This window comes from Nocardioides immobilis (assembly GCF_003515065.1).
GTDB lineage: Bacteria > Actinomycetota > Actinomycetes > Propionibacteriales > Nocardioidaceae > Nocardioides > Nocardioides immobilis.
This window is the reverse complement of sequence record NZ_QXGH01000013.1, coordinates 66,560-90,418: the sequence shown is the minus strand read 5'-3', so window position 1 is coordinate 90,418 and position 23,859 is coordinate 66,560. Positions and strand designations below refer to the sequence as shown.

Here is a 23,859-nt window from a genome sequence, read left to right as displayed (position 1 = left end):
TAGATGAACCCGGCGCAGATGCCGCCCAGGATGATCATCACCAGGGCGGCTCCGATCACCGTGCTCCGAGTCCCACGAACAGCTCGTGGCTCGGGACCGGGCCGACGCGGGGCAGCATGCGCCACCTCCTCACACGCGGCGGGCGGGCAGCTACTCGGACTCGACGAGGACCCGGATGCTGGGGAGGAGGGCGAGGCCGTTGACGACGACCGAGAAGGCGAAGAACATCACGGCCCAGGTCTCGTGGTCGGCGTCCCAGAGGGCGAGCGTCGCCAAGCCGAAGACGATGACCTTGGCGGCCGGCCGGACGACAGCGCCGCCGTACCGCGCCCGCGGAGAGGCGAAGAAGAACCACACGAGCATCGCGGCGATCGGGAGCATCCAGACGAGGAGCCAGCGCGGGTCCTGCTGCCAGCCCCACACGCCGAACGCCGCCATCGCGAGCAGCTCGTCGACGAACACCAGCGCGAGAACGATCCACCCGAAGACAGCCACGGGCTGATCATGCAGGACAGATCGGGCATGCTGCGTGCATGCGGATCGGCGTGGTGGGTGCGGGACTGGCCGGTCTGGCGTGCGCGTCGATCCTGCACCGCCACCACGACGTGGTGGTGCTCGAGGCACGGGACCGGGTGGGCGGCCGCACCTGGTCGACGGCCCTGCCGAACGGCGTGGTGGTCGAACGGGGCGGTGAGTGGATCGAGGCCGAGCAGCAGACGACCCGCCGGTTCTGCGCGGACCTCGGGCTCCCGCTGGCGCCGCACGGCATCCGCTTCCACCGCCGGCGGGTCGACGGCACGGTGCCGACGATCGAGGAGCTCGAGCACACCCTGGCTGAGGTCGCGGGACAGATCCCCGAGGACGACACGACGGTAACGGCGGCGTTCGTGGCCGCGCTCGGCGAGAGGTACGGCGGCGACCCCGCCTTCCTCCGGATCGCGACGTCGGCCGCCGGTGACCCCCACTCGGCAAGCGCGCGCTTCCACGTCGCGCGCGCCGACGGGGCCCGGATCGATGCGGCTGCCCGCGTGGTCGGTGGCAACCAGCGGATCGCCGAGGCGCTCGCCGTCGGGCTCGGCGACCGGGTCCGGCTCCGGACGCCGGTCGACGGCGTTGCGATCGACGGCGGCCACGTGGTGCTGACGACCGACCGCGAGTCGCTGGTGGTCGACCGGGCCGTGGTCGCCGTACCGCTGGCGCTGCTGGACGACCTGGCATGGGAGCCGGGCTTCCCCGACCCGTGGCAGACCGGCCTCGAGGGCCTGGCGACCGGGACCGCGGTGAAGCTGTCGGTCCCGACGACCAACCGGGCCCGCCCGGACGGGGTCCAGCACCCGCGCTTCGCCTGGTGGGCGTGGAACTCCCTGGACCCGGCCGGCGACGCCGGAGCCAGGGCGGTCACCTGCTTCGGGGGCGGGGCGGGCGCCCGCGAGTGGCTCGCGGTCGCCGACGGGCCCGAGACTTGGCTCACGGCGCTGGGTGCGCTCCGCCCGGACCTCGACCTCGTCGGCGAGCAGGCCTTGCTGACCGACTGGGAGACCGACCCGTGGAGCCGCGGCGGCTACTCCTACGTCCTCGCCGGCCGTTCGCCCGACGCCGCCCGCCTGCTCCAGCATGCCGCCGGACCGCTGGCGCTCGCCGGCGAGTTCACCGCCGGGCCGCACTCAGGAACCATGGAGGGCGCGCTCCGCAGCGGCATCCGGGCCGCCGCTGCGATCACCCGCTGACGACTCCGCGGGCCGGCCGCTCGGCGACGGCGTCGACGACCTCGTCGACCACCTCGAGGAAGACGGGCTTCCAGCGCGGGATGTCGAACACGAGGGACGCGTGACCGCCCGGGGAGTACCGCACGATCGCTCCCGGGATCCGCGCCGCCAGCTGGCGCTGCCGCTCGGTGGGGATCGCGCGGTCCCTGGCCGTGATCAGGACGCCCGTCGGCACCGTGACGTCGCCGATCCAGCCGGTCGCGTCGAACCGCCCGAGCTCGGCCATCACCACGGGCAGCGACCAGAGGCTGGTCGACCGCAGCTCGGCCATGCACCAGGCACGGAGGTCCGCGTCGGCCGCCGCCTCGTCGCCCAGCGGCGGCAGGGCCGAGGCATGCGCCTGCACCTTGTCGGCGGCGACCGAGAGCAGGCCCTCGTTGGCCATCCGCAGCATCAGGAAGAAGACCCGCTCCCCCAGGTGGCCCTGCCACCGGGCCGAGGTCGAGCACAGCACCAGCCCCGCGACCCGGTCGGGGTGCCGGTGCCACAGGACCTGCGCGCTCGCCCCGCCCATCGAGTAGCCGACGACGACCGCCCGCTCGATGCCCAGCGCGTCGAGCACCGCGACGGCATCGTCGGCGCAGTCATCGAGGGTGAACTTCTCCGAGAGGATCCCGCGGCCGTGCCAGCGCTGGTCGAACGTCACCACCCGGTAGCGCCGGCTCAGGTCGTCCAGCACCGAGAACCAGGTGAGCGGACCGGTGGTCGCGATCCCGTGCATCAGAAGCAGGACCGGCGCGTCGGGTGTGGGCCCCGGCAGGTCGAGGACGTGCGTCGTCCCGCGGCCCGGCAGGTCGACGGGTCGCGCCGGCGGCGGCACCGGTACGTCGGGCGTGGCGCCGTCCGCGAGCCGGCGCAAGCCACGCACGACCAGCCGTCCACCGACGCGCGTGGCGCTGCGACCGGCCCGGGCTGAGTGCCGGCCGATGGTCTCGAACGTCATGCTGACTCCTGGTCTCCGTGGTCGTGCTCGCCCTCGTCCGGATCGGACCGGACCGACTCGCCGGGCTCGGGCTCGGCGAGCAGCTCCGCCAGGGCCGGGGGGAAGTACGACGCGAGCACCTCGACGTCCGGCAACAGGTCCGGGCAGGCGAGGAGCGAGAAGTTCATCCGGTCGACGTACGACCAGACGGTGACGTTGAGCCCGATCCCGTCGACGAGCGGGCCGACGCTGAAGATGTCGGACAGCCGCGCGCCACCGATGCTGATCAGCTCCCGGGGACCGGGCACGTTGGAGACGATGGCGCTGAAGGCGGCCGGGTGGAAGCGCGCCGCCCGGAACCGGCTGTAGAGCCTGGTGCCCAGCGCGATGACCGACGGCGGCGCGAACTGGTTCCAGTCGGCGAGCATCTCGCTCCCCAGCCGCCGGTTCATCTCCTTGGCGTGCTTCGCCGTGCGGGAGATCCGCTGCAGCCGCTCGACCGGGTCGTCGACATCGGTCGCCAGCGTGGTGAACAGGTTCGACACCCTGTTGCCGAGAAGTCGGGGACCGCTGCCGGCCGCGTCGAGCCCGACGGGCACACCTGCGGTCAGGGAGACCGACGGCCGCTCACCGTGCAGGTCCATCCACCGGCGCAACGCCCCGGCGGTCACGGCGAGCACGACGTCGTTGAGCGTGACGCCGTGCTCCCGGCGTACCTCCCTGAGGTCGGCCAGCGGCAGCGTGACGGTGGCGAAGCTGCGCCGGGGCGTCAGCGGTCCGTTGAACGACACCCGCGGGGCGTTGGCGATCGGCAGCGGCACGCCGGTCACGTTCCTCCGCCGGTACCGGAGCATCGACGTCATTCCCCGCACGGTGGTGAGCAGCAGGCGGGGCAGCACCGCGATCTGGACGATGGCATCGCGCACCGCCTCGACCGCCAGGCGCCCGCGCGACGGGACGGTCGTGTCGTCGTCGGTGTCGCGCAGCATCGGCGTGGCCATCTCGGCGGAGCGGATGTCGGTGAGGTTGGCGAGCATCGCGTTGGCGGCGTTGCCGTCAGCGAGGGCGTGGTGGATCTTGCCCACGACGACCCGCCGCCCACCGGCGAGACCCTCGATGACGTGGATCTCCCACAGCGGGACGTCGTGGTCGAGCGGCCGGCCGGCGATCCGGCCGATCTCCCGCTCCGCATCCCGCAACGTCGCGCTGCCGCCGAGGTCGTGCCGATAGAAGTGGCGCTCCGGGTCGATCCTCGGCTGGGTCACGATCAGCGGGTGGTTGAGGGCGAACGGGACCGGCACGATCCGCCTGCGGAGCGCCGGCATCCTCCGCAGCCGTGCGAGCGTGCCCGCCACGAGGTTGTCGTACGTGAGGTCGCGGTGGTGCTCGACCACCACGATCTTGAGCGTGTGCATGTGGACCGACGGCGTCTCCAGGTAGAGGAAGCTCGCGTCGGCTCCGCTCATCCGCTTCACCATCAGGAACCCACCCCCGGCAGGTCGCGCACGACCACCTTGCCCGACGCGTTCCGCGGCAGCTCGTCGAGGAGTACGACGTCGCGGGGCACCTTGTAGCCGGCCAGCCTGCTCTTCACATGGGCGCGCACGTCGTCGGGGCTGACGGCCTCCGTCCGCGCCGGTACGACGTACGCCGCCAGGCGCTGCCCGTACTTCTCGTCGTCCACGCCGACCACCACGACCTCGCGGACGTCGGACAGCTCGCCGATGGCGCGCTCGACCTCGACCGGGTAGACGTTCTCGCCACCCGACACGATCATGTCGTCGTCGCGGCCGACGACGTAGAGCCGCCCGTCCGCATCCATCCGGCCGACGTCGCCGGACACCATGAACCCGTCGAGCGACGCCTTCGTGTCGCCGGCGGTGTAGCCGTCGAACTCCGAGGCGCCGCGGACCAGGATCCTGCCGACCTCGCCGACCGGCACGTCGTTGCCGTCGTCGTCGACCAGCCGCAGCGTGGTGCCGGTGACCGGCCGGCCCGCCGTGTCGGACGCGTGCCGCAGGTCGGCAGGCGCGGCCACGCTGATCTGCCCGGCCTCCGTGGCGTTGTAGCTGTTGTAGACCTTGTCGCCGAACCGGTCCATGAACGCGACGACCGCTTCGCCCCGCATCCGCGACCCGCTGCACGTGACGAAGCGGACGCTGTCCAGCGCATAACGGTCGAGCACCTCGGCCGGCAGCTCCATGATCCGCTCGAGCATGACCGGCACCATCGCGATGCCGGTCGCCCGGTGCTCGTCGGCCATCGCCAGCGTCGCCTCGGGGTCGAACCTCCGGCGCAGCACGATCGTGCAGGCCATCGTCGCGCCGATCACGAGCTGCCCGAAGCCCCACGCGTGGAAGGTCGGCGCCGCGACGACGACGGTCTCCCCGCCGTGCCACGGGATCCGCTCCAGCATCGCCGCGAGCTCCTCCGGCCCGCCACCGCTGCGGGTGGCGCCCTTGGGCGTGCCGGTGGTGCCTGACGTCAGGAGCACTACGCGACCCGGGCGGGTGGGCGGCGGCCGCTCGCCGCGGTGCGCGTCGATCAGCAGCTCCGCAGGCGGTTGCTCACGGGTCGCGGTCTCGTCGTCGACCCAGCTCAGGACCTCGGTCAGGCCCTCGATCCGGGCCCGCGCGTCGGCGACCAGTCCGGCGAACTCCTCGTCGTACACGATGAGCGTGGCGTGCTCGCGCTCGAGCACGTCGGCGAGCTGCGGCCCGGAGAAGCCGGTGTTGAGCAGCAGTGCGGGCACACCCAGCCGGCCTGCCGCCAGGAAGGCGTCGACGAACCCCCGGTGGTTGCGGCAGAGGATCGCGACCGAGGTCGGCGGGCCGTCGGCCAGGGTGGCAAGCCCGACCGCGAGCGCGTCGGCGCGCTCCTGGATCTCCTGCCAGGTCAACGAGCCGCGCTCGTCGATCAGGCCGATGCCGTCGGGGCGACGGTTGGCGGCGAGGGCGAAGCCGGTCGTGGCGTGCGGGCCGTAGCGGCGCAGGATCCGCGCCATCCCGACGTAGCGGTCCGGGCGCATCGGACCGATCATCCGGCTGCGGAGCAGGTGGCCGGTGGCCCACAGCTGGGTGCGCAGCCCCGTCGCCCTTCCCTTCGCCGTGGTCATCCCAGCACCGGGAACCTTCGCTCACGCGCCAGCCGGTCCAGCGCCTCCTGCATCCGCGACCGGACCACCTCGTCGACCTCCGCGACGTCCGGGTCCGGCCCGAACTCGGCCTGGATGTCGATCGGGTCGAGCACCTGGGTGACGATCTTGGTCGGCAGGGGGATGTTGCCCGCGCCCGCCGGCACCAGGCCGAAGGGGAAGCCGATCGTCAACGGCAGCAGGTCTGTCCGCATCACCTTCCGCAGCGGCGACAGCCGGCCGAGCCACTCGCCACGGGTGAGGTGGAACTGCGCCTCCTGCCCGCCGATCGACACCACCGGCACGATCGGGACGCCGGCCGCCAGGGCGGTCCGGACGTAGCCCGTCCGCCCGGCGAAGTCGATCACGTTCGCCTTGAGCGTCGGGCGGAACGTGTCGTAGTCGCCCCCCGGGAACACGATCGTGACCGCGCCCGCCGACAGCACCTCGCCGGCGCTCGCCCGGTCTGCCGGCACGAACCCGAACTTGCGGAAGAACGGGCCGGCCACGCCGGTGAACAGCATGTCGTGCGCCAGGCAGTACAGCGGCCGGTCGGGCCCGAACGTGTCGGCGAACGCCACCGCGATGATCGGCACGTCCATCGCCATCAGCCCGCCCGAGTGGTTGCCGACCATCAGCGCACCGCCGTCCGGCACCCGGTCGATGTCCCGCACCTCGGACCGGAAGTAGCCCTTCATGGCCAGCTTCAGCAGGGGCAGGACCTTGGCGATGTACGCCGGGTCGCGCTCGCCGAGGAGGTCGGTCATGACGCTCCGACCCACTTGCGTGCCAGCGCGCCGCGCCACGAGAAATCGTGCCAGTCGTCCGGGTCCTGGCAGAGCCGGTCGACGACCACGTCGAGGACCAGCGGGTTGGCGACCATGCCGACGTGGCTGCTCGGCACGACCACGTTCTCGGCCGGCGGGATCGCGGACACGTCGACCGCGCAACCACGCCACGGCACGATGCCGTCGGTCTTGGAGAAGACCGCGGTGCACGGCACCGGCAACGGTCCCCGCAGCAGGTCGACCATCGGTCGGGCCCGGTCGGAGATCCCGTGCTTGCGGCGGGACCGCTCGAACATCCCCGTCGCTCGGGTCCGCTCGCCGTCGGCCCGCCACGGGGAGCCGAGGCAGACGACCTGGCGGACGTCGCCCGGATAGGTGTGGGCGAGCCACCGCGCGAGTACGCCGCCGAAGCTCCATCCCACGAGGCTGACGGGCTCGTCGTACTCCTTGCGGATGCCTTCGAAGCGCTCGACCATCCCGTCGATCAGCCGGTCGGTGAGCCCGATGTTGGCGCCCTGACCCCATCCGTGCACGCGGAAGTCGTGCCGCTTGAGGTGGCTGCGCAGCCGACCGGTCATGCCGTCGGTCGCGTGGAACCCCGGGAGCACCAGCACCGGCCGACCGGCACCGCTCGGCCGGCGCGGCGCGACCAGGTCGACCGCATGGGAGGCGGCGAGCTCGCCCACGACCCGAGGCAGCTCGAGGAACATCAGGGCGCGGTGCGGCCCGCTGCCTCCTGCGCTCGCAGCAGCCTTCTCGCCTTCGAAGTCGTACACCCGACCCCCATCAGATCTAGAACATGTTCTACTTTAGATCGAGTATGCGGGTTGCGCCTCCCTACCGCCAACCCCCGGTGGCTGTGACGTCCGTCCCGCCAGGCGCAGGCGGCACCAGCGATCGGTCATTCCATGAATGTAATGACGATCACGGCCCCGGACACCAGGTTGTAACCGGCGGTTCGTTGAAACGCGCATTTCGGTGGGCACTCTTGACGACATGAACGAGACGACCTCTTCTGAGACCCAGAGCGCGGGCCGTCGCATCGCCTCGAACGACCCGGCCGACACCGTCGACCGCAGCCTCGAGCGCCGCGCCGTCCTCCGCAGCCGCCACGCCCAGAGCCTCACCCGGCTGATGGAGGAGCGAGCCGACCTGCGCGGCGTCCACGCCCTCGCCGACTTCGTCGACGACGCGGTGCGCTGGACCGCCTGACGTCACCCCGGGGCCGGTCACGACCCGTCTCCTAGACTCACGGATCGTGATCTTCAAGCGGGTCGGGAGCGGCCGTCCCTACCCCGAGCACGGCCTCGGCTCCCGGGAATGGGCCTCGGTGCCGCCGCGCCAGGTGCGCCTCGACGAGCTGGTCACGACGAAGGACACGCTCCAGCTGGCGGCGCTGCTCGACGAGGACTCCACCTTCTTCGGCGACCTCTTCGCCCACGTCGTGCTCTGGAAGGGCGAGCTCTACCTCGAGGACGGGCTGCACCGCGCCCTGCGGGCGGCGCTCCAGCAGCGGAGCGTCCTGCACGCCCGTGTGATCAGGGTGGAAGACTGAGTCCCGTGGACACCAGCGCGCGCACCCGCTCGGCGGTGACCCTGGCCGTGCTCGCGGTGCTGTTCGTCATCGGCACCGTCTGGGCGTGGTCCTCGGTGACCGAGCCGTTCCCGGAGGCCGAGGAGCAGCCGGCGTGCCTCGACTCCCCGGTGGCCGCCGGTGACCGGATCACTCCCGGCAACGTGGTCGTGAACGTGCTCAACGCCAGCAACACGGACGGTCTTGCGGGCGAGACGATGGACGCCCTGGTGCGGAAGGGCTTCGCGGAGGGGTCGCGGGGCAACACTGCCGCCGAGACCAGCGAGAGCGGCGCCGTGATCTGGACCGAAGACCCCGACGGTCCCGCTGCCGCGCTGCTCAAGTCCTACCTCGGTCCCGGCACCCAGATCATCGAGCAGGCGACGGCCGAGCCCGGGATCACCGTCGTCGTCGGCGAGGGCTTCCCCGGCATCAAGGACGGCAAGAAGGGCGTCGAGGCGAAGACGGACACCACCGTCTGCAGCCCGCCCACGCTCTGATGGTTCAGTTCAGCTCAGTGGAGGCCGCCGGACCAGGTGGCACCCTGGGCCAGGGCCGACGCTGACCGGCTGATCCGGAGCATCATCGCGGCAGAGGGCGTGACCAGGCCGTTGACGTACGTCGAGAGCCGGGACGGCGAGGTGCCGATGTACTGGGCGAACTGGCGCTGGCTGCAGCCGCTGATCGCGACCAGGCGCCGGATCTCCTTGGCGACCTCGAGCCGCTCGGCCTCCTCGAACCGTTTGCGGTAGACCTTCGCGCACCACTGCAGCGCGGACGCCGGCGCCGGCAGGTCGGCCTCGACCGCCAGCTCCGTGAGGCGCGTGACCTCCGGGCCCCACGGGTTCGCCGCGATGATCGCCATCACCCGCCGCCACTCGCCGACGCCGCGCGAGGCGACGATCTGGGCGAGGTCCTCGGCGTCCCGAGGCATCGGGGCCGGGTCGTTGGGATCGATGTCGGCCATCAGCAGCCAGAACGCCGCGCTGTAGCACTTGGCTGCCATCGCGCCGGCGTCCTGCTCGGACTGGCCGGCGCGGATCAGCGTCCGCTCGATGTGGGCGGTGCGCGCGAGCTCGTTGCAGGCCGCGGTCGTGAGCGGGAGGTCCGGACCGGCCTTGAGCAGGTCCTCGAGCTCGTTCTGCACCTGCGCGACCTGTTGGTGGCCGAACCGGCGGACGAGGGTCGCGGTGTGCTCGTAGTCCTCGGCGTCGCCGAGCCCGATCACGCAGAGCATATTGGTGAGCACGGCGGCCTTGAACGCGCCCTCGGGCGTGTAGGGAAGGCCGGCGAGCACGCCTGCCAACCGACGCCAGGAAGCCGCGTAGTGCCCCGACTCGAGCCGGTCGATCCGCTCGAAGCACGACAGCACGGCAGCGTGCAGCGGGGCATGACCCTGGTCGGGGTCGCCCTGCATCGCGTTCAGCAAACGGGCAAACTCGGGACGTTGCCCGCGCAGGGCGTCGATGCGCCCGAGCATTGTGGTCGTAAAAAGTGTGTTGATGATCCTTGATCCCCCTCGGGCTGTCGCGATTGGAGCGTCGCGACTCCCTGCCTGTCGAAGGTGGAGCCCAGACGACAGGTTCGACCGAAATTTACAACGGCGTGTCAATGCCGGTCGGATCTCACAATCTCACGCCGCGCGGCGGCTGACAAACTTCTGTTCGGCGCGCCCCCGGACCGAGCTCATCGGGTCCGGTCGCCGCCCTCCGCATCGGTGCCGAGCCACTGGGCCAGCCGGCCCCCGGCGCTCACCTGTCGCAGCCGCTCCTCGGTCGCGTCCCGCAGCTTGCGCGGGGTCACCACGAGCAGGTTGTCGCCGTGGCGCAGCACCGTCCTGCGCTCGGGCACGAGGGTCTGCTCGTCGCGGACGATCAGCGCGACCGACGCGCCCGGCGGCAGCCGGAGCTCGCCGATCTCGACCCCGTGCAGCCGGGAGCGCGGGCTGATCGCGACCTGCAGCATGTCGGCCGCGACCCGGTCGAGCGGCGCCGCCTCGAGCTCGATGTCGCGCGGCTCCGACCGGCGGGCGACCCGCAGCGTCTTGGCTGCCCACGGCAGGGTCGGCCCGGTCAGCAGGGTGTCGAGGACGACCAGCACGAAGACGATGTCGAAGAGCAGGGTGGCCTGGTCGACCTCCGCCGCGAGCGGGATCGTCGCGAGCACGATCGGCACCGCACCGCGCAGCCCTGCCCACGAGATGAACGAGAGCTCGCCCCACGTCATCCGCTGCGCGAGCGAGCTCACCAGCACCGACAGCGGCCGCGCCAGCAGCGTCAGTACGGCGCCGGCGCCGAGCGCCATCCCGATCGTCTCCCACGAGATCCGGCCCGGCGAGAGCAGCAGGCCGAGCATGATGAACAGGCCGATCTGGGCGAGCCAGGCGAGGCCCTCCGAGAAGGACCGGGTGACCGACCGGTGCGGTAGCGCGGCGTTGCCGAGCACCAGGGCGGCGACGTACACCGCGGCGAAGCCGCTCGCGTGCACGGCGGCGGCGGCGCCGTACCCGAGCATCGCCAGGCAGAGCACGGCGATCGGGTACAGGCCGGACGCCGGCAGCGCGACCCGGCGCATGATCCACGCGCCGCCGAAGCCGGCACCCAGGCCGATCAGGACACCGGCGACGAGCTCGAAGACGATGATCCCGGCGAGGGCGAACGGGCCGTGCTCGGCCGCGGCGCCGCTGGAGATCAAGGTGACCAGGACGACCGTGGGCGCGTCGTTGAACCCGGACTCCGCCTCGAGGGCGCCGGTGATCCGACGCGGCAGCGGCACCACCCGGATCACCGAGAACACGGCGGCGGCGTCGGTCGGCGACGTCACCGCACCCAGCAGTACGGCGAGCTCCCACGGCATGCCGAGCAGGTAGTGCGCGCCGAGCGCGACCACTGCGACCGAGACCGTCACGCCGACCGTCGCGAGTGCCATGCCGAACCGAACCGACCCTCGGGTCTCGCGCCAGTTCGTGGTGAGACCACCTTCGGCCAGGATGATCGCGAGCGCACCGAAGCCGAGGGCGTGCGCAAGCTCGGCGTCCTCGAACGGGATGCCGATGAACTGCTCGCCGAGCAGGACCCCCATCAGCAGGTAGATGAGGAGGCTCGGCAGGCCCGCGCGGGACGAGACGCGCACCGCGAGGACCGCCAGCAGGGTGACGGCGGAGCCCACCAGCAGGAAGGTGTCGAGCTGGTCGACGTTCATGTCACCTCGGCTAGTCGTCGGGGCGCGGGTCCGCAGTCTATCGGTCTGCATCCGTCCGCGAGGCGGCGCACGGGTCGCCTCAAACTGGAACGTGTTCTACATTTGACCCATGAGTGAGCCTGCTGGCCTGGCGGTCCCTGCCACGATCGCCGCGCGCGACGTCCCCTCCGACGCCGAGAGCTACGACGTGGTCGTGGTCGGCTTCGGCATCGCCGGCGGTTGCGCCGCCCTCGAGGCCGCGCGCGCCGGCGCCCGGGTGCTGCTCCTGGAGAAGGCGGCCGTGCACGGCGGCACCTCGTCGATGTCGGGCGGCCACTTCTACCTCGGTGGCGGGACGGCGGTGCAGCAGGCGACCGGCCAGGAGGACTCGGTCGACGCGATGGTGCGCTACCTGGTCGCCAGCACCAAGGACCCCGACGAGGAGAAGATCCGCGCCTACTGCGAGGCCTCGGTCGAGCACTTCGACTGGCTCGAGTCGCTGGGCTTCCAGTTCGAGCGGTCCTACTTCCCCGGGAAGGCCGTGATCCAGCCCGGCACCGAGGGGCTGATGTTCACCGGCAACGAGAAGGTCTGGCCGTTCCGGGACGAGATCCCGCCGGCGCCGCGCGGCCACAAGGTCCCGGTGCCGGGTGACACCGAGGGCACCAAGATCGTGATGGACCTGCTCCGCACGAAGGTCGAGGACGCCGGCGTCGAGGTCCGCTACGAGACCGGCGCGACGAACCTCGTGGTCACCGACGACGGCGCGGTCGCCGGCGTCGCCTGGAAGCGGTACGACGAGAGCGGGGTCGTGCTCGCAGCGGCCGTGGTCATCGCGGCCGGTGGCTACGTGATGAACCGCGACATGCTCGAGGCCTACACGCCCGCGCTGACCCGCAAGCTCTTCGCGCTCGGCGGGACCTACGACGACGGACTCGGGATCCGGCTCGGCCAGTCGGTCGGCGCGGCCCTGGAGAACATGGACGAGCCGTTCATCACCGCGCCGTTCTACCCGCCGTCGTCCCTGGTGAAGGGCCTGATCGTCAACAAGCTCGGGGAGCGGTTCGTCGCCGAGGACAGCTACCACGCGCGGACGTCGTACTTCGTGCTGCGCCAGCCGGACGCGACGGCGTACCTGATCGCGGACAGCGACCACATGGAGGAGCAGCGGATGCCGCTGGTCCCGCTCAAGGACGGCTACGAGACGGTCGAGGAGATGGAGGCCGCGCTCGAGCTGCCCACCGGGTCGCTGGTCGCGACGATGGCGCGCTACAACGAGCACGCGGCCCGCGGGGAGGACCCCGACTTCCACAAGCACCCCGACTGGCTGGCCCCGCAGACCAACGGCCCGTGGGGCGTCTACGATCTCACTCTCGGCACCGCGATCTACGCCGGCTTCACGCTGGGCGGGATGGCGACGACGGTCGACGGCGAGGTGCGCCGGGGCGACGGGTCGGTCGTCCCCGGCCTCTATGCGGCCGGCGCGTGCGCCTCCAACATCGCCCAGGACGGTGCCGGCTACTGCTCCGGCACCCAGCTCGGCGAGGGCTCGTTCTTCGGCCGTCGCGCCGGCGTACACGCCGCACGGGCAGCGAGGGTGGCCGACACGGTCCGCTGACAGGATGGGGCACGTGACCTCCCGCCTGGCCGCCGCACAGCGCGCGAACGTGCCGCCCTTCCACGTGATGGACCTGCTCGCCCTCTCGGCGGAGCGGCAGCGCACCCACGGCGACCTGGTCAACCTGCTGGCCGGCCAGCCGAGCACCGGTGCCCCCGGGCCGGTGAACGCCGAGGCGGTGCGGCTGCTCGGCTCGGGCGACCCGCTCGGCTACACGCCCGCGACGGGGATCGTCGAGCTGCGCGCCGCCATCGCCGACCACCACCGCCGCCGCTACGGCGTCGACGTGTCCGCGGACGACGTGGTGGTGACGACCGGCTCGAGCGGCGGCTTCCTGCTCGCGTTCCTGGCCGCCTTCGACGCCGGGGACCGGGTGGCGATCGCGCGGCCGGGCTACCCCTGCTACCGCAACGTGCTGGCCGCCCTCGGCTGCGAGGTGGTCGAGATCGAGACCGGCCCGGACACCCGGTTCCAGCCGACCGTCGACCAGCTCGCGGAGCTCCATGCCGCCGCGCCGTTCGCCGGCCTGGTCGTCGCGAGCCCGGCGAACCCGACCGGCACCATGCTGCTGCCCGACGAGCTGGCGGCGATCGCCCGCTGGTGCGAGTCGTCGGGCGTGCAGCTGGTCTCCGACGAGATCTACCACGGCATCGAGTACGCCGACCCGAGGCTGGCGCGCTGTGCCTGGGAGACCAGCCGCGAGGCCGTCGTGTTCGGCTCGTTCTCGAAGTACTTCTCGATGACGGGCTGGCGGCTCGGCTGGATGCTCGCGCCGGCGCGGCTGCTGCGCGCGGTCGACGTCCTCACCGGCAACTTCAGCATCTGCCCGCCGGTCCTCGCGCAGCGAGCGGCACTGGCCGCGTTCGACACCGCGTCGTACGACGAGCTGGACGGTCACGTCCGGCGCTACGCCGACAACCGGGAGCTGCTGCTCGCCGGTCTCCAGCGGCTCGGCGTCGACCGGCTCGCGCCGGCGGACGGCGCGTTCTACGCCTACGCCGACGTCGGCCACCTGACCGACGACTCGATGACGTTCGCGCGCCAGCTGCTGGCCCGCACCGGCGTCGCGGTGGCGAGCGGCATCGACTTCGACACCGTGGACGGCGGCCGCTACCTGCGGTTCAGCTTCGCCGGGACGGCGGCCGACATCGAGACGGCCCTGGACCGGCTCGACGGCACCCTCGGGCGTTAGACGACCCCGTCCGCGCTCCGCTTCTGCACGAACTCGGAGACTCTTCGGATCCGCACCATCATCGTCGCCGAGGGTGTGACCAGCCCGTTGACGTACGTCGAGAGCCGCGACGCCGACGTCCCGGCCATCGCCGCGAACTCGCGCTGGCTGAGTCCGCTGACCGCCACCAGCCGGCGGATCTCGCGGGCGACCAGCTCCCGCTCGCGGCGCTCGAACCGGGTCCGGTAGACCTTCACCGCCTCGTCGATGGCGTGGACCACCGCCGGCCGGTCGGCGGCGACCGCCAGCTCCCTGAGCTGAGCTCCGTAGGGCGCCCAGGGGTTCGACGCGATGATCGCGACCTGGCCGCGCCATGCCGCGAGCCCGCCGTGGTCCCACGTGCGCACGGCGTCCTCGACGGTGGTGAGGATGGGACCGGGCGCTGCCGGATCGACGCCGGCCATGACCAGCCAGAAACAGGCCTGGTAGCACTGCTCCGCCACTTCGCCGGCCGCGGCCCGGTCCATCCCGGCACCCACCAGGCTCTCGATGACCCGCTCGGATCTCGCGAGCGTCGTCACCCAGCGGGTGGCGACGGGCTGCTCCGGTCCCGTGCCGAGGAGCTCGTAGACGGTGTTCTGAACCGAGGCGACCTTGCGATGGCCGTAGCGCTTGGACAGCCGACTCGCGATGATGAAGTCCGTGTGCTCGGCGAAGTGCACGACCCCGATCATGTTGGCCAGGACACCGACGGGGATCCCCCACCCGTCCTGACCGATCAGTCGGCCGGCTGCCTCCAGGAAGCGCGGCCAACCCTCGGCATAGCTGCCCTCGGCCGCGCGATCGCTGCGGTCGATCAGCGCAAGGGTGGCGGCGTGCGCGGCCCGGTGGTTGGGGTCCGGATCACCTTCGACGGCGCTGCGCAGCTTGTCGAGCCAGGCGACATCGGCCAGGGCTGCCGGTCGGCCGTCCGAAGCGGACGGACTCTCGCCGCGCACGAACGAGTTGTGCATCCCTCGAACCTCCTCGTGCAGGATCAGCGCGGACGATTCTGCACGGATCGACTCGTCGGGGGTCTTGCTCGGGCTGTCCGAGCAACGACGACCACTTCAGGCTAAGGCGACCCTCGGGCCGCCAGACCGGTATTCGAACAATTCTTTACCAGACGCCGGAAATCCAGGTGTGGGCCGGCCGGCGTCACAGGGCCAGGTCGTGCACGAACTCCTGGAGCTGGGTCAGGTTGCGGCACTCCACCATCGACACGATCTCGCGATAGGTGCGCGCGGCGGAGTCGCCGGCACCCCAGCTGCTCTCGGGCTCGGGATTGAGCCAGTACGACCGTCGTACCGCCCCGGCCAGCCGGCGCAGGGTGGCGTCCTCGAGGTCGCTGTAGTTGCTGCGGGCGTCGCCGAGGATCAGCAGGGTGGTCTTCGGCCCGAGCGCGTCGAGGTGCTGCTCCTCGAACTTCGCGAACGCCCGCCCGTAGTTGGTGCGTCCCCAGAGCGCGGCGTGGCTGCTGGCGGCAGCGAGCTTCTCGAGCACCTCCACGGGGTCGGAGCCGGGCTGCAGGTGCTCGGTCACCTCGTGCACGTGGTCGATGAACGTGAACGCGCGCATGCTCTGGAAGACCTCGCGCAGCGCGAACACGAAGAGCAGCGTGAACTGGGCGAAGTTGGCCACCGAGCCGCTGACGTCGCAGAGCACGACCAGGTCGGTGCGGTGCGGCCGCTTGGGGCGGTGGTGGGTGGTCAGCGGCACGCCGCCGGTCGCGATCGAGGCCCGGACGGTACGGCGGAAGTCGAGTGCGCCTCGGCGGTGGGCGTGGTGCTCCTTGGTCAGCCGGGTGGCGAGCCGGCGGGCGAGCGGGAAGATCTGGCGGCGCATCTCGTCCAGGTCGGTACGACGCGCCGCGGTGAACGCGAGCTTGTCGATGCTCGGGCGGATCGCGACGTCGGCGACGTGGTCGGGTCCCTTCTCCTCCGCGATCCGGCGGCGGGCGTCGTCCTCGACCATGGTCGTGAAGGCACCGACCCGGCGGTTGGCGAGGCGTCGTACCTCAGTCTCGCGGGCTTCGTCGCCGGCCTCGCCGAGCAGACCGGCCACGATCCGGTCGATCAGCTCCTGCGGCGCGACCCGCTGCAGCGCGGTGTAGGCCGACCACGACGACAGGCCGGGTCCGCGCCCGGGCATGGCCCCGAAGGTGCCGACCATCTGCGCCGCGAGCTGGCGCAGGCGCTGCTGGTCGTTGCTCTCGAGCGCTTCGGCGAGCTGGTCACGGAACGCCTGGAGGGCCGCCGCGTTGTCGCGGACACCCGGCGCGTCCGCGCTCTCCGCCGCTTCGTCGCCCCCTTCGGCGGTCGAGCCTGCCCGGACACCGTCGCCGACGAGCGCGGGGAAGTAGACGTCGAAGAGCGCGTCGAAGGTCGTGCGCTGGGCCTGCTTCTTGACCAGCGTCGCGGCGAGCACGTCGCGGACGTGCTCCCGCTCCCCCCAGCCGACGGCACCGAGCGCGGCGACCGAGTCGAGGTCCTCCGCGAGGGAGACCGACAGGCCGGCGCCGCGGAGCGCCTCGATGAAGGAGAGGTGCCGGTCGAGCAGGCCCGAGGTCATTTCCGACGCCCGGTGGTCGAGGTCGTCGAGACCAGCCGGAGCTCCTTGATGGCGCGGGCCTGGTCCGAGTTGTGCTTGAGGACGGCGCCGAGGGTCTCGGCGATCGCCTTCTCGTCGAGGTCGCGGATCTCGAGCGCGATCAGCGTCCGGGCCCAGTCGACGGACTCCGCGATCGAGGGCGCCTTCTTGAGCTCCAGCTCGCGCAGCCGGCCGACCGTCGCGACCAGCTGCTCGGCGATCTTGTCGTCGAGATCGGGCACCTGCGCCTGCAGGATCTCGCGCTCACGCTGGGCGTCGGGATAGTCGAGGTGGAGGTAGAGACAGCGCCGCTTGACCGCCTCCGAGAGCTCTCGGCTGGCGTTCGAGGTGAGGACGACGTACGGCCGGCGCGTCGCCGCCACCGTCCCGAGCTCGGGGATGGTGACCTGGAAGTCCGACAGCACCTCGAGCAGCAGCCCCTCGACCTCGATGTCGGTCTTGTCGACCTCGTCGATGAGCAGCACGGTGGGCTCGTCGCGCCGGATGGCGGTCAGCAGCGGCCGGGTGAGGAGGAACTCCTCGGTGAAGATGTCGTCGTGGGTCTGGTCCCAGTCGACACCGTCGGACGCCCCGGTCTGCGCCTGGATCCGGAGCAGCTGCTTCTTGTAGTTCCACTCGTAGAGCGCCCGCGCCTCGTCGAGCCCCTCGTAGCACTGCAGCCGCACCAGCCCCGCGCCCGTGGCGCGGGCGACCGCCTTGGCCAGCTCGGTCTTGCCGACACCCGCCGGGCCCTCCAGGAGCAGCGGCTTCTCCAGCGCGCCGGCCAGGAACGCGGTCGTAGCGGTCGCTGCGTCGGCGAGATAGCCCGCCTTGGTCAGCCGGTCGGCGGCCTGCGCCGGGGAGTCGAACCAGGTCATGACTCCCATCCTGCCTGGGTTTTCCGCGCGCAGGTCACACGGGTCGCCTCGTGACCCGACGCGGTTCTGGTCGTTGAGGGGGCGTCGAAGGATCACAGGTCGCGGTACGGGCCGTGACCGGTCCCGACGCTGAATCTGTAGGTGCTCCCCTGAGGAAGGGGGATGGCGTTGTCCGCCACACGTGTTCACTGGCTCCGCACGGTTGTCACATCACTCCGTGCGGCGCTCACCGCCGCTGCCCTCACCCTGCTGGTCGGACTCGGCACGGTCAGCATGCTCACCGCGCCGCAACCTCCCGCCGCGCAGATCGGACTCTCGGTCGAGGACGAGGCCACCAGCCGGCTGCTCGAGCACAACAACTGCTCCACCACCGGCTTCGACCCGGACGTGATCCCCACCACCGCAGTCATCCGCGACGAGGCCGGTCAGACCCGCGTCGTCTCGTTCGACCACGGCTGGGCCGTGTTCAACAACGAGCGCCCCGGCCAGCTCGTCGCCGTGTGCCTCGGGCCTGGCGCGGCCACCGCCGGCAAGAACTGACGCCCGCCGAGCTGACGTCCGCCGAGCTTGCCAAGGCGCGGCCCTCTGGTTGAGGTGCGAGGCGCGCCAGCGCCGAGCCTCGAACCCAAGGCAGCGAGCCAACCCTTCGCCCACCTGGCTGGATGGTGGGGAGCTTGTCCACAGGCCGCTGTGTTTCATTTTGAAGTGTCGGTGCTCCGGTGTTGAATGTTCAGTATGGATCTCGGGACCGCACCCCTCTTCGACCTCTCCGCCCCGGTGGCGGACGAGGCCGACCCGGGTGTCCCGGTCTCGCGATCCCGGGAGCTGTTGGCCGGCATCCGGGACAACCGCGCAGTCCTGATCGACTGCCAGATCAGCGAGGTTCGTCGGATCGCTGAGTGGGCGGGCGAGCACGTCGTCGCCGACGGGGCGGATACGTGCACGATCACCGAGCGGGGTCTGGACACCGGGCTTCCGGTCGCCGGCCCCGGCGCGCCGTTGATCTCCGACTTCGCGGTGATGGAGCTCTCCGCCCTGTTGGGCCGGTCGCTGGACTCCGGCCGCTCCTACGTGGGTCAGGTCGTGGAGCTGGCCTACCGGCTCCCCAAGACCTGGGACCGGGTGCTGGAGGGCCGGGTTCCGGTGTGGAAGGCACTGCGGATCGCCGACACCACCCGCACCCTCCCCGAACAAGCCGCGGGGTACGTGGACCGGCAGCTCGCACCCATCGCCCACGGGGTCTCCTGGGCGCAGATCGACCGGCTGGTCGAGGAGGCCCTGGTCAGGTTCGACCCCGCAAGCGGCCGAGGAGAAGCGGCGCGACGCTCAGGAGACCCGGCACGTCGACATCGACCTCGACCACGCTGGGTTCGACGGCACCGCGGAGGTCACCGCCACCCTCGACATCGCCGACGCCCTCGACCTCGAAGCCGCGGTCGCCCGCCGCGCGAAGCTGCTCGGCCAGCTCGGCTGTGAGGACTCCCTCGATGTGCGCCGCGCGACCGCGCTCGGGGAGATCGCCCGCCACGACCTCGCCCTCGACCTCCAGATCGTCGACCCCGAGACCGGGGAGATCACCCGCACCGTGCCCGGCCGCAGGGTCGAGCTGATCGTCCACCTCAACGACACCGGCGGCCACACGGCCGACGGCGCGGTCGGGCGGTTCGCCAACACCCGCACCCCGATCAGCCCGGAGCAGGTCAAGGAGTGGATGGGCACGCCGGGCACCAGCGTGCTGGTGCGGCCGGTGATCGACCTCAACGGCCACCAGCCGGTCGACTCCTACGAGATCCCCGACCGGATCCGCCGCCAAGTCACCCTGGCCGACCACCACTGCACCTACCCCTACTGCACCAGGCCAGCCGAACGCTGCGACCTCGACCACAACGTCCCCCACACCCAGGGCGGACCAACCTGTCGATGCAACCTGAACCCGAAGTGCCGAGGCCACCACCGGTACAAGACCTCAGGACTCGCGACCTGCCGGACCCTCTCACCCGGCACCTACCTGTGGACCCTGCCCAGCGGCCTGTACCTGGTCGACCCCACCGGCACCTACGACCTCACACCCGACCCGGCACCACCCAGCCGTCCCAGCCGCCGACCGACCCGGCCGACCCACCCGACGAGTAGCCACCGAGCCCCGCACCCCCGCCACCTGGTTCCACCGGCGGGGATATCGGCATGCCCCGGCCGCCACCCAGCGAGCACCCCAGGCCTCGCCGCGCCCGCCCTGGCGCGCGACCAAGTGCCGCAACCCACGACGGCGGGCAATCCCGCTTCCTTCGAGAGCTAGGACGATCCAGAGAAGCTGTCGACGGGGACCGTGGGGTCGAGCTCGACACCGATCTCCCGCGCCTGGCCGTCGATCTGGTACCAGATCCAGCGGCTGAGCATCGCGGTCAGGGCGCGCGGGGTGAGGGTGCGCTCGGGGCGTCGTACCCACTGGTTGACGCTTCCCCGGACCTGCCCGATCAGGCCGACCACGAGCAGGTCGAGGGTGTTCAGCTGGTCCTCGTCCAGCTCCTCGCCGAGCAGCGTGGCGCCGGCCTGGAAGAGCGCCGAGATGTCCGAGCCCAGCTGGTCGGTCACGCGGTCGAGCTCGCCGGGCTCGCCGTCACCGAGGGCCCGCTGGGCCATCTCGTGGAGGTGGGGATGCTCGGCGACCCATTCGACGTAGCCGCCGACCACGCCGTGGACGATCTGCTCGATGCTGCCGGACAGCACCATCGTCGAGTCGAGCCGCTCGCGGATCATGCCGACGATGTGCACCTGGACCGCGCGGTTCAGGTCGGCGCGGTTGCTGAACAGGCGGTAGACGACGGTGCGCACCAAGCCGGCGCGCTCGGCGATCTGCTGGACCCGCAGCTCACTGCCGAGCGGCTGCTCCTCGATCAGCGCGATGGCCGCCTCGAGGACGTGCAGCCGCCGCTCCTCGTTGTGGTCGGCCCAGCGCAGCTGCCGGCCGTCGAGGCCGGGGACGCGAGGGACGTGCGGCATGCCCAGAACTCTAGTCCGGCATGACCCGCAGCACTCTCACCGCGGCGCGCCGCGGGCATCCCGGGTGTCCGAGCCGTTATTCGGCCGCCCCCGCCGCGCGCAGCCCCGTGACAGCGTCCCGGGGAAGACCGAGCATCCGCTCGCCGATCACGTTGAGCTGGACCTCGGTGGTGCCGCCGTAGATCGTCGTCGCGCGCCCGGCGATCAGCTGCTCCATCGCGTGGTCCGAGGGCTGCCCGGGGATGCTGACGACACCCGCGGCGCCGAGCTGGGCGACGACGTACTCGGCGATCTTCTGGCCCATCCCCATGCCCAGCAGCTTGCCGACGCTGGAGGTGGTGCTGACGTCGGCGCCGGACAGCTGCTTGAGCACGATCCGGGCGCTGATCAGGTCGATGGCCTGGCTCTCGGCGACCAGCACGCCGAGCTCGTGGCGGCCGACCGGTGTCAGCTCGCGGCTCCTCGCGAACCGGAGCAGGTCCTTGTCGCTGGCGTAGGCGTCCATCTTCTGGCTCAGCGCGACCCGCTCGCCGGCGAGCGTCGCCCGGGCGACCTTCCAGCCCCCGTCGACCTCGCCGACGACCAGCTCGTCGGGGATGAACACGTCGTCGAGGAAGACCTCGTTGAAGAGCGCGGACCCGGTCATCTCCCGCAGCGGCCGCACCGCCACGCCCGGGGACTTCATGTCCAGGACGAAGTAGGTGATGCCCTCGTGCTTCGGCTTCTCGGTGTCGGTGCGTGCGATCAGCATCGCCCAGTCGGAGAACTGGGCGACCGTCGTCCACACCTTCTGGCCGGTGACCCGCCACCCGCCCTCGACCCTGACCGCCTTGGTCGAGATCGACGCGAGGTCCGAGCCGGCGCCCGGCTCGCTGAACAGCTGGCACCACACGACCTGCCCGCGCAGCGTGGGGGACGACCAGGTCCTGCTTCTGCTGCTCGGTGCCGTAGCCGACGAGCGCCTGCACCGCCCAGCCACCCATCAGCAGCTGCGGGAGCGTGATGCCGGCGGCGGCCAGCTCCTGGGAGATCACGATCTGCTCGAGCGGACCGGCGCCGCGCCCGTACGGCGTGGGCAGGTGCGGCTGCACCCAGCCCCCGTCGCCGAGCCGGGTCATCAGCTCCTCCTCGTCGAGGCCCTGCAGCCCGGCGAGCTCGGCCCGGACCGACTCCCGGATCGCCTCGGCCTCGTCGGGCAGCTCCAGCTCGAGCGCCCGGCCCACGCCGGTCATGGCCTGGTCGGCGACCCGTGCCGACCGCTCCTCGCGCGAGCCGAAGAGGGCGCGCAGCGAGAGCGCCCGCCGGTAGTAGAGGTGCGCGTCGTGCTCCCAGGTGAACCCGATGCCGCCGTGGACCTGGATGCAGTCCTGGGCGACCTCGACGGCCGCCTCGGGTACGACGAGCGCGGCGACGTCGGCTGCGAAGTCGGCCGTCGCATCGCTCTTGTCGAGCGCGCTCGCGGCGTCCCAGATCACCGCCCGCGCCTGCTCCAGCGCGATCGCCATCCGCGCGCACTTGTGCTTCACGCCCTGGAACTGGCCGATCGGACGGCCGAACTGGACGCGGGTCTTGGCGTACTCGGCCGCGGTGCTCACGCACCACGAGATGACGCCGACCGCCTCGGCGCCGAGCACGACGGTCGCGATGGACCGGGCCCGGGTCGCGTCGAGCGTGCCCAGCACCCGGTCGGCGGACAGGGTGACTCCGTCGGCCACCACGCGAGCGGAGCCCCGAACGACGTCGATGCTGTCCTGCGCCTTGATCGCCAGGTCCGCGGCGTCGACGGCCACCCAGCGGACCTCGCCGTCGAGCAGCACGGGCAGCAGGACGACGTCGGCGTGCTCGGCACCGAGGACGGCGTCGTAGGTGCCGGTCACCTCCTGGCTCGCAGCTGCGTCGGCCGGGTCCGCGGGCAGCGTCAGGGCGACAGCGGCCGTCAGGGTGCCGGCCTGGAGACCGGGCAGCAGGTCGATGGCGGCCTTGCAGTCCGCGGCGGACAGGAACGCCGCGGCGAGCACGGTCGGGACGAACGGGCCCGGCGCGGCCGTCCGGCCCAGCGCCTCGAGCGCGACGGCGAGGGTCAGCAGACCGCCCCCGGCGCCGCCGTACTGCTCGGGCACGTGGAGGCCGAGCAGGTCCTGCTCGACGAGCGCCGGCCAGAACGCGGGGCGCCTGTCGGCGCTGCGGGCGTCGATGTCCTTGCGGACCAGGTCGGTCGTGATGGCGCTCTCCGCGAACGAGCGGACCGCGTCCGCGAGCGCGGTGTGCTCGTCGGTCAGGCCGATGCCGAGGTCGTACGGCGTCCGGGTCATCGCGCGCCTCAGCCGAGCCGGTCGCGGAGGATGTCGACGGTCCACGGCCCGTCGGTCTCGATGGTGCTGACGTCGTGCCAGCCGGCCAGCTCGGAGATCCCACCGCCCTGGACGGCGTAGACCTTGCCGGTCAGCTTGCAGTCGGCGCCGGCGAGGTAGGCGACCAGCGGCGAGATGTTGGCCGGGGCGAACGCGTCGAACTCGCCCTCCGGCACCTCGGCCGCGAAGAGCGCCCCCATGCCGGGGGTCGCCAGCGTGAGGCGGGTGCGGGCGATCGGCGCGATCGCGTTGACACGGACGCCGTACCGCTCCAGCTCGTCGGCGGCGACCAGCGTCAGCGCGGCGATGCCGGCCTTGGCCGCGCCGTAGTTGGCCTGGCCGGCGTTCGGCATGAACGTGCCCGACGCCGAAGCCGTGTTGATCACCGCTGCGTCGACGGTGGCGCCGGCCTTGGTCTGCGCCTTCCAGTACGCCGCCGCGTGGTGAAGCGGCGCGGCGTGACCCTTGAGGTGGACCGCGATCACCGCGTCCCACTGGCTCTCCTCCATGTTCGGGAGGAACGCGTCGCGGAGGATGCCGGCGTTGTTGACGAGCACGTCGAGCCCGCCAAAGGTGTCGACTGCCTGCTGGACGAGGCGACCGGCGCCGTCCCAGCTCGCGACGTTGTCGGTGTTGGCGACGGCCTCACCGCCGGCGGCGACGATCTCGTCGACGACCTCCTGCGCGGGGCCGGCGTCGGAGCCGGTGCCGTCGTTGGCGCCGCCGAGGTCGTTGACGACGACCTTGGCGCCCTCGCGGGCGAAGAGGAGGGCGTGCTCCCGCCCGATGCCGCGACCGGCACCGGTGATGATCGCCGTTCGTCCCTGCAGGCGTCCGTCCAGGCTTCCCAT

The 23,859-nt window shown here is 71.8% G+C and carries 23 protein-coding genes and 1 pseudogene; 9 read left to right on the top strand and 15 right to left on the bottom strand.

From position 1 onward, the window contains the following. Positions 1 to 150: 150 nt before the first annotated feature. Entirely contained in the window at positions 151 to 495 is a 345-nt protein-coding gene (locus D0Z08_RS09250; protein ID WP_118924907.1) for a YrdB family protein, read from the bottom strand. A 38-nt stretch (positions 496 to 533) separates the two neighbouring features. On the opposite strand from D0Z08_RS09250, the gene D0Z08_RS09245 reads away from it, so the two are divergent. Further along, entirely contained in the window at positions 534 to 1,727 is a 1,194-nt protein-coding gene (locus tag D0Z08_RS09245; RefSeq protein ID WP_118924905.1) for a flavin monoamine oxidase family protein, read from the top strand. On the opposite strand, the gene D0Z08_RS09240 is transcribed toward D0Z08_RS09245, so the two are convergent. From D0Z08_RS09240 to D0Z08_RS09220, 5 genes are read right to left on the bottom strand one after another with little or no spacing between them, the layout of a single operon-like run. Further along, positions 1,717 to 2,709 carry an alpha/beta fold hydrolase gene (locus D0Z08_RS09240; RefSeq protein WP_118924903.1) on the bottom strand — a complete coding sequence of 331 codons (993 nt, stop codon included), beginning with the start codon at positions 2,707 to 2,709 and terminating at the stop codon, positions 1,717 to 1,719. The genes D0Z08_RS09245 and D0Z08_RS09240 overlap by 11 nt on opposite strands. Further along, positions 2,706 to 4,154 (bottom strand): WS/DGAT/MGAT family O-acyltransferase, encoded by a 1,449-nt coding sequence (locus D0Z08_RS09235; RefSeq protein WP_182481243.1) that lies wholly within the window; start codon positions 4,152 to 4,154, stop codon positions 2,706 to 2,708. The genes D0Z08_RS09240 and D0Z08_RS09235 overlap by 4 nt, the downstream gene beginning before the upstream one ends. An 11-nt stretch (positions 4,155 to 4,165) precedes the next feature. Next, the gene (locus tag D0Z08_RS09230) at positions 4,166 to 5,803 is read right to left on the bottom strand and encodes an AMP-binding protein (protein ID WP_118924899.1); all 1,638 of its coding nucleotides are present in this window, start codon (positions 5,801 to 5,803) and stop codon (positions 4,166 to 4,168) included. Beyond that, positions 5,800 to 6,588 (bottom strand): lysophospholipid acyltransferase family protein, encoded by a 789-nt coding sequence (locus D0Z08_RS09225; protein WP_118925095.1) that lies wholly within the window; start codon positions 6,586 to 6,588, stop codon positions 5,800 to 5,802. Before D0Z08_RS09225 ends, D0Z08_RS09230 begins: the two co-directional genes overlap by 4 nt. Beyond that, positions 6,585 to 7,385 carry an esterase/lipase family protein gene (locus tag D0Z08_RS09220; protein ID WP_118924898.1) on the bottom strand — a complete coding sequence of 267 codons (801 nt, stop codon included), beginning with the start codon at positions 7,383 to 7,385 and terminating at the stop codon, positions 6,585 to 6,587. The genes D0Z08_RS09225 and D0Z08_RS09220 overlap by 4 nt, the downstream gene beginning before the upstream one ends. Positions 7,386 to 7,605: 220 nt before the next feature. On the opposite strand from D0Z08_RS09220, the gene D0Z08_RS09215 reads away from it, so the two are divergent. Genes D0Z08_RS09215 through D0Z08_RS09210 form a run of 3 tightly spaced genes read left to right on the top strand, consistent with a single transcriptional unit; the run spans position 7,606 to position 8,682 of the window. After that, complete coding sequence (locus D0Z08_RS09215; RefSeq protein ID WP_118924896.1) at positions 7,606 to 7,821, top strand: hypothetical protein; 216 nt, start codon at positions 7,606 to 7,608, stop codon at positions 7,819 to 7,821. Between the two features lie 46 nt (positions 7,822 to 7,867). Beyond that, the gene (locus D0Z08_RS32040) at positions 7,868 to 8,164 is read left to right on the top strand and encodes a type II toxin-antitoxin system VapB family antitoxin (protein WP_182481242.1); all 297 of its coding nucleotides are present in this window, start codon (positions 7,868 to 7,870) and stop codon (positions 8,162 to 8,164) included. Positions 8,165 to 8,169: 5 nt separating this feature from the next. Then, complete coding sequence (locus D0Z08_RS09210) at positions 8,170 to 8,682, top strand: LytR C-terminal domain-containing protein (protein ID WP_182481241.1); 513 nt, start codon at positions 8,170 to 8,172, stop codon at positions 8,680 to 8,682. 14 nt (positions 8,683 to 8,696) lie between these two features. On the opposite strand, the gene D0Z08_RS09205 is transcribed toward D0Z08_RS09210, so the two are convergent. Together D0Z08_RS09205 and D0Z08_RS09200 are read right to left on the bottom strand one after the other, a co-directional pair. Next, entirely contained in the window at positions 8,697 to 9,662 is a 966-nt protein-coding gene (locus tag D0Z08_RS09205; protein WP_118924892.1) for a helix-turn-helix domain-containing protein, read from the bottom strand. Between the two features lie 206 nt (positions 9,663 to 9,868). Then, positions 9,869 to 11,383, bottom strand: a complete 1,515-nt coding sequence (locus tag D0Z08_RS09200; RefSeq protein WP_118924890.1) for a potassium/proton antiporter — start codon at positions 11,381 to 11,383, stop codon at positions 9,869 to 9,871. A 109-nt stretch (positions 11,384 to 11,492) separates the two neighbouring features. Between D0Z08_RS09200 and D0Z08_RS09195 the strand changes: the two genes are divergently transcribed. Continuing rightward, positions 11,493 to 12,980 (top strand): FAD-binding protein, encoded by a 1,488-nt coding sequence (locus D0Z08_RS09195; protein WP_118924888.1) that lies wholly within the window; start codon positions 11,493 to 11,495, stop codon positions 12,978 to 12,980. Positions 12,981 to 12,984: 4 nt separating this feature from the next. After that, a complete protein-coding gene (locus D0Z08_RS09190) occupies positions 12,985 to 14,172 on the top strand; it encodes a pyridoxal phosphate-dependent aminotransferase (protein WP_118924886.1) in 1,188 nt (395 codons plus the stop codon). On the opposite strand, the gene D0Z08_RS09185 is transcribed toward D0Z08_RS09190, so the two are convergent. The 3 genes from D0Z08_RS09185 to D0Z08_RS09175 form a co-directional block, all read right to left on the bottom strand. Continuing rightward, positions 14,169 to 15,164, bottom strand: a complete 996-nt coding sequence (locus D0Z08_RS09185; protein ID WP_118924884.1) for a helix-turn-helix domain-containing protein — start codon at positions 15,162 to 15,164, stop codon at positions 14,169 to 14,171. The genes D0Z08_RS09190 and D0Z08_RS09185 overlap by 4 nt on opposite strands. A 184-nt stretch (positions 15,165 to 15,348) precedes the next feature. Then, positions 15,349 to 16,761, bottom strand: coding sequence for a vWA domain-containing protein (locus D0Z08_RS09180; protein ID WP_118924882.1), 1,413 nt, complete (start codon positions 16,759 to 16,761; stop codon positions 15,349 to 15,351). Next, positions 16,758 to 17,657 carry an AAA family ATPase gene (locus D0Z08_RS09175; protein ID WP_245993815.1) on the bottom strand — a complete coding sequence of 300 codons (900 nt, stop codon included), beginning with the start codon at positions 17,655 to 17,657 and terminating at the stop codon, positions 16,758 to 16,760. The genes D0Z08_RS09180 and D0Z08_RS09175 overlap by 4 nt, the downstream gene beginning before the upstream one ends. A 162-nt stretch (positions 17,658 to 17,819) precedes the next feature. Here D0Z08_RS09175 and D0Z08_RS09170 point away from each other — a divergent pair, with 162 nt between their 5' ends. The 3 genes from D0Z08_RS09170 to D0Z08_RS09160 all read left to right on the top strand — a co-directional run bounded on the left by D0Z08_RS09170 (position 17,820) and on the right by D0Z08_RS09160 (position 19,953). Next, positions 17,820 to 18,197, top strand: coding sequence for a hypothetical protein (locus tag D0Z08_RS09170; protein ID WP_118924878.1), 378 nt, complete (start codon positions 17,820 to 17,822; stop codon positions 18,195 to 18,197). 195 nt (positions 18,198 to 18,392) lie between these two features. After that, positions 18,393 to 19,133, top strand: a complete 741-nt coding sequence (locus D0Z08_RS09165; protein WP_118924877.1) for a hypothetical protein — start codon at positions 18,393 to 18,395, stop codon at positions 19,131 to 19,133. A gap of 13 nt (positions 19,134 to 19,146) precedes the next feature. Next, on the top strand, positions 19,147 to 19,953 hold the full coding sequence (locus D0Z08_RS09160) for an HNH endonuclease signature motif containing protein (protein WP_118924875.1): 807 nt from the start codon (positions 19,147 to 19,149) through the stop codon (positions 19,951 to 19,953). On the opposite strand, the gene D0Z08_RS09155 is transcribed toward D0Z08_RS09160, so the two are convergent. The 4 genes and pseudogenes from D0Z08_RS09155 to D0Z08_RS09145 all read right to left on the bottom strand — a co-directional run bounded on the left by D0Z08_RS09155 (position 19,950) and on the right by D0Z08_RS09145 (position 23,859). After that, on the bottom strand, positions 19,950 to 20,657 hold the full coding sequence (locus tag D0Z08_RS09155; RefSeq protein ID WP_118924873.1) for a TetR/AcrR family transcriptional regulator: 708 nt from the start codon (positions 20,655 to 20,657) through the stop codon (positions 19,950 to 19,952). The genes D0Z08_RS09160 and D0Z08_RS09155 overlap by 4 nt on opposite strands. A gap of 76 nt (positions 20,658 to 20,733) precedes the next feature. Then, entirely contained in the window at positions 20,734 to 21,549 is an 816-nt protein-coding gene (locus D0Z08_RS32925) for an acyl-CoA dehydrogenase family protein (protein WP_245993813.1), read from the bottom strand. Between the two features lie 73 nt (positions 21,550 to 21,622). Then, positions 21,623 to 22,969 (bottom strand): annotated as a pseudogene (locus tag D0Z08_RS32920) (acyl-CoA dehydrogenase family protein); the annotation flags it as partial. Between the two features lie 8 nt (positions 22,970 to 22,977). Continuing rightward, positions 22,978 to 23,859 carry an SDR family oxidoreductase gene (locus tag D0Z08_RS09145; protein WP_118924871.1) on the bottom strand — a complete coding sequence of 294 codons (882 nt, stop codon included), beginning with the start codon at positions 23,857 to 23,859 and terminating at the stop codon, positions 22,978 to 22,980.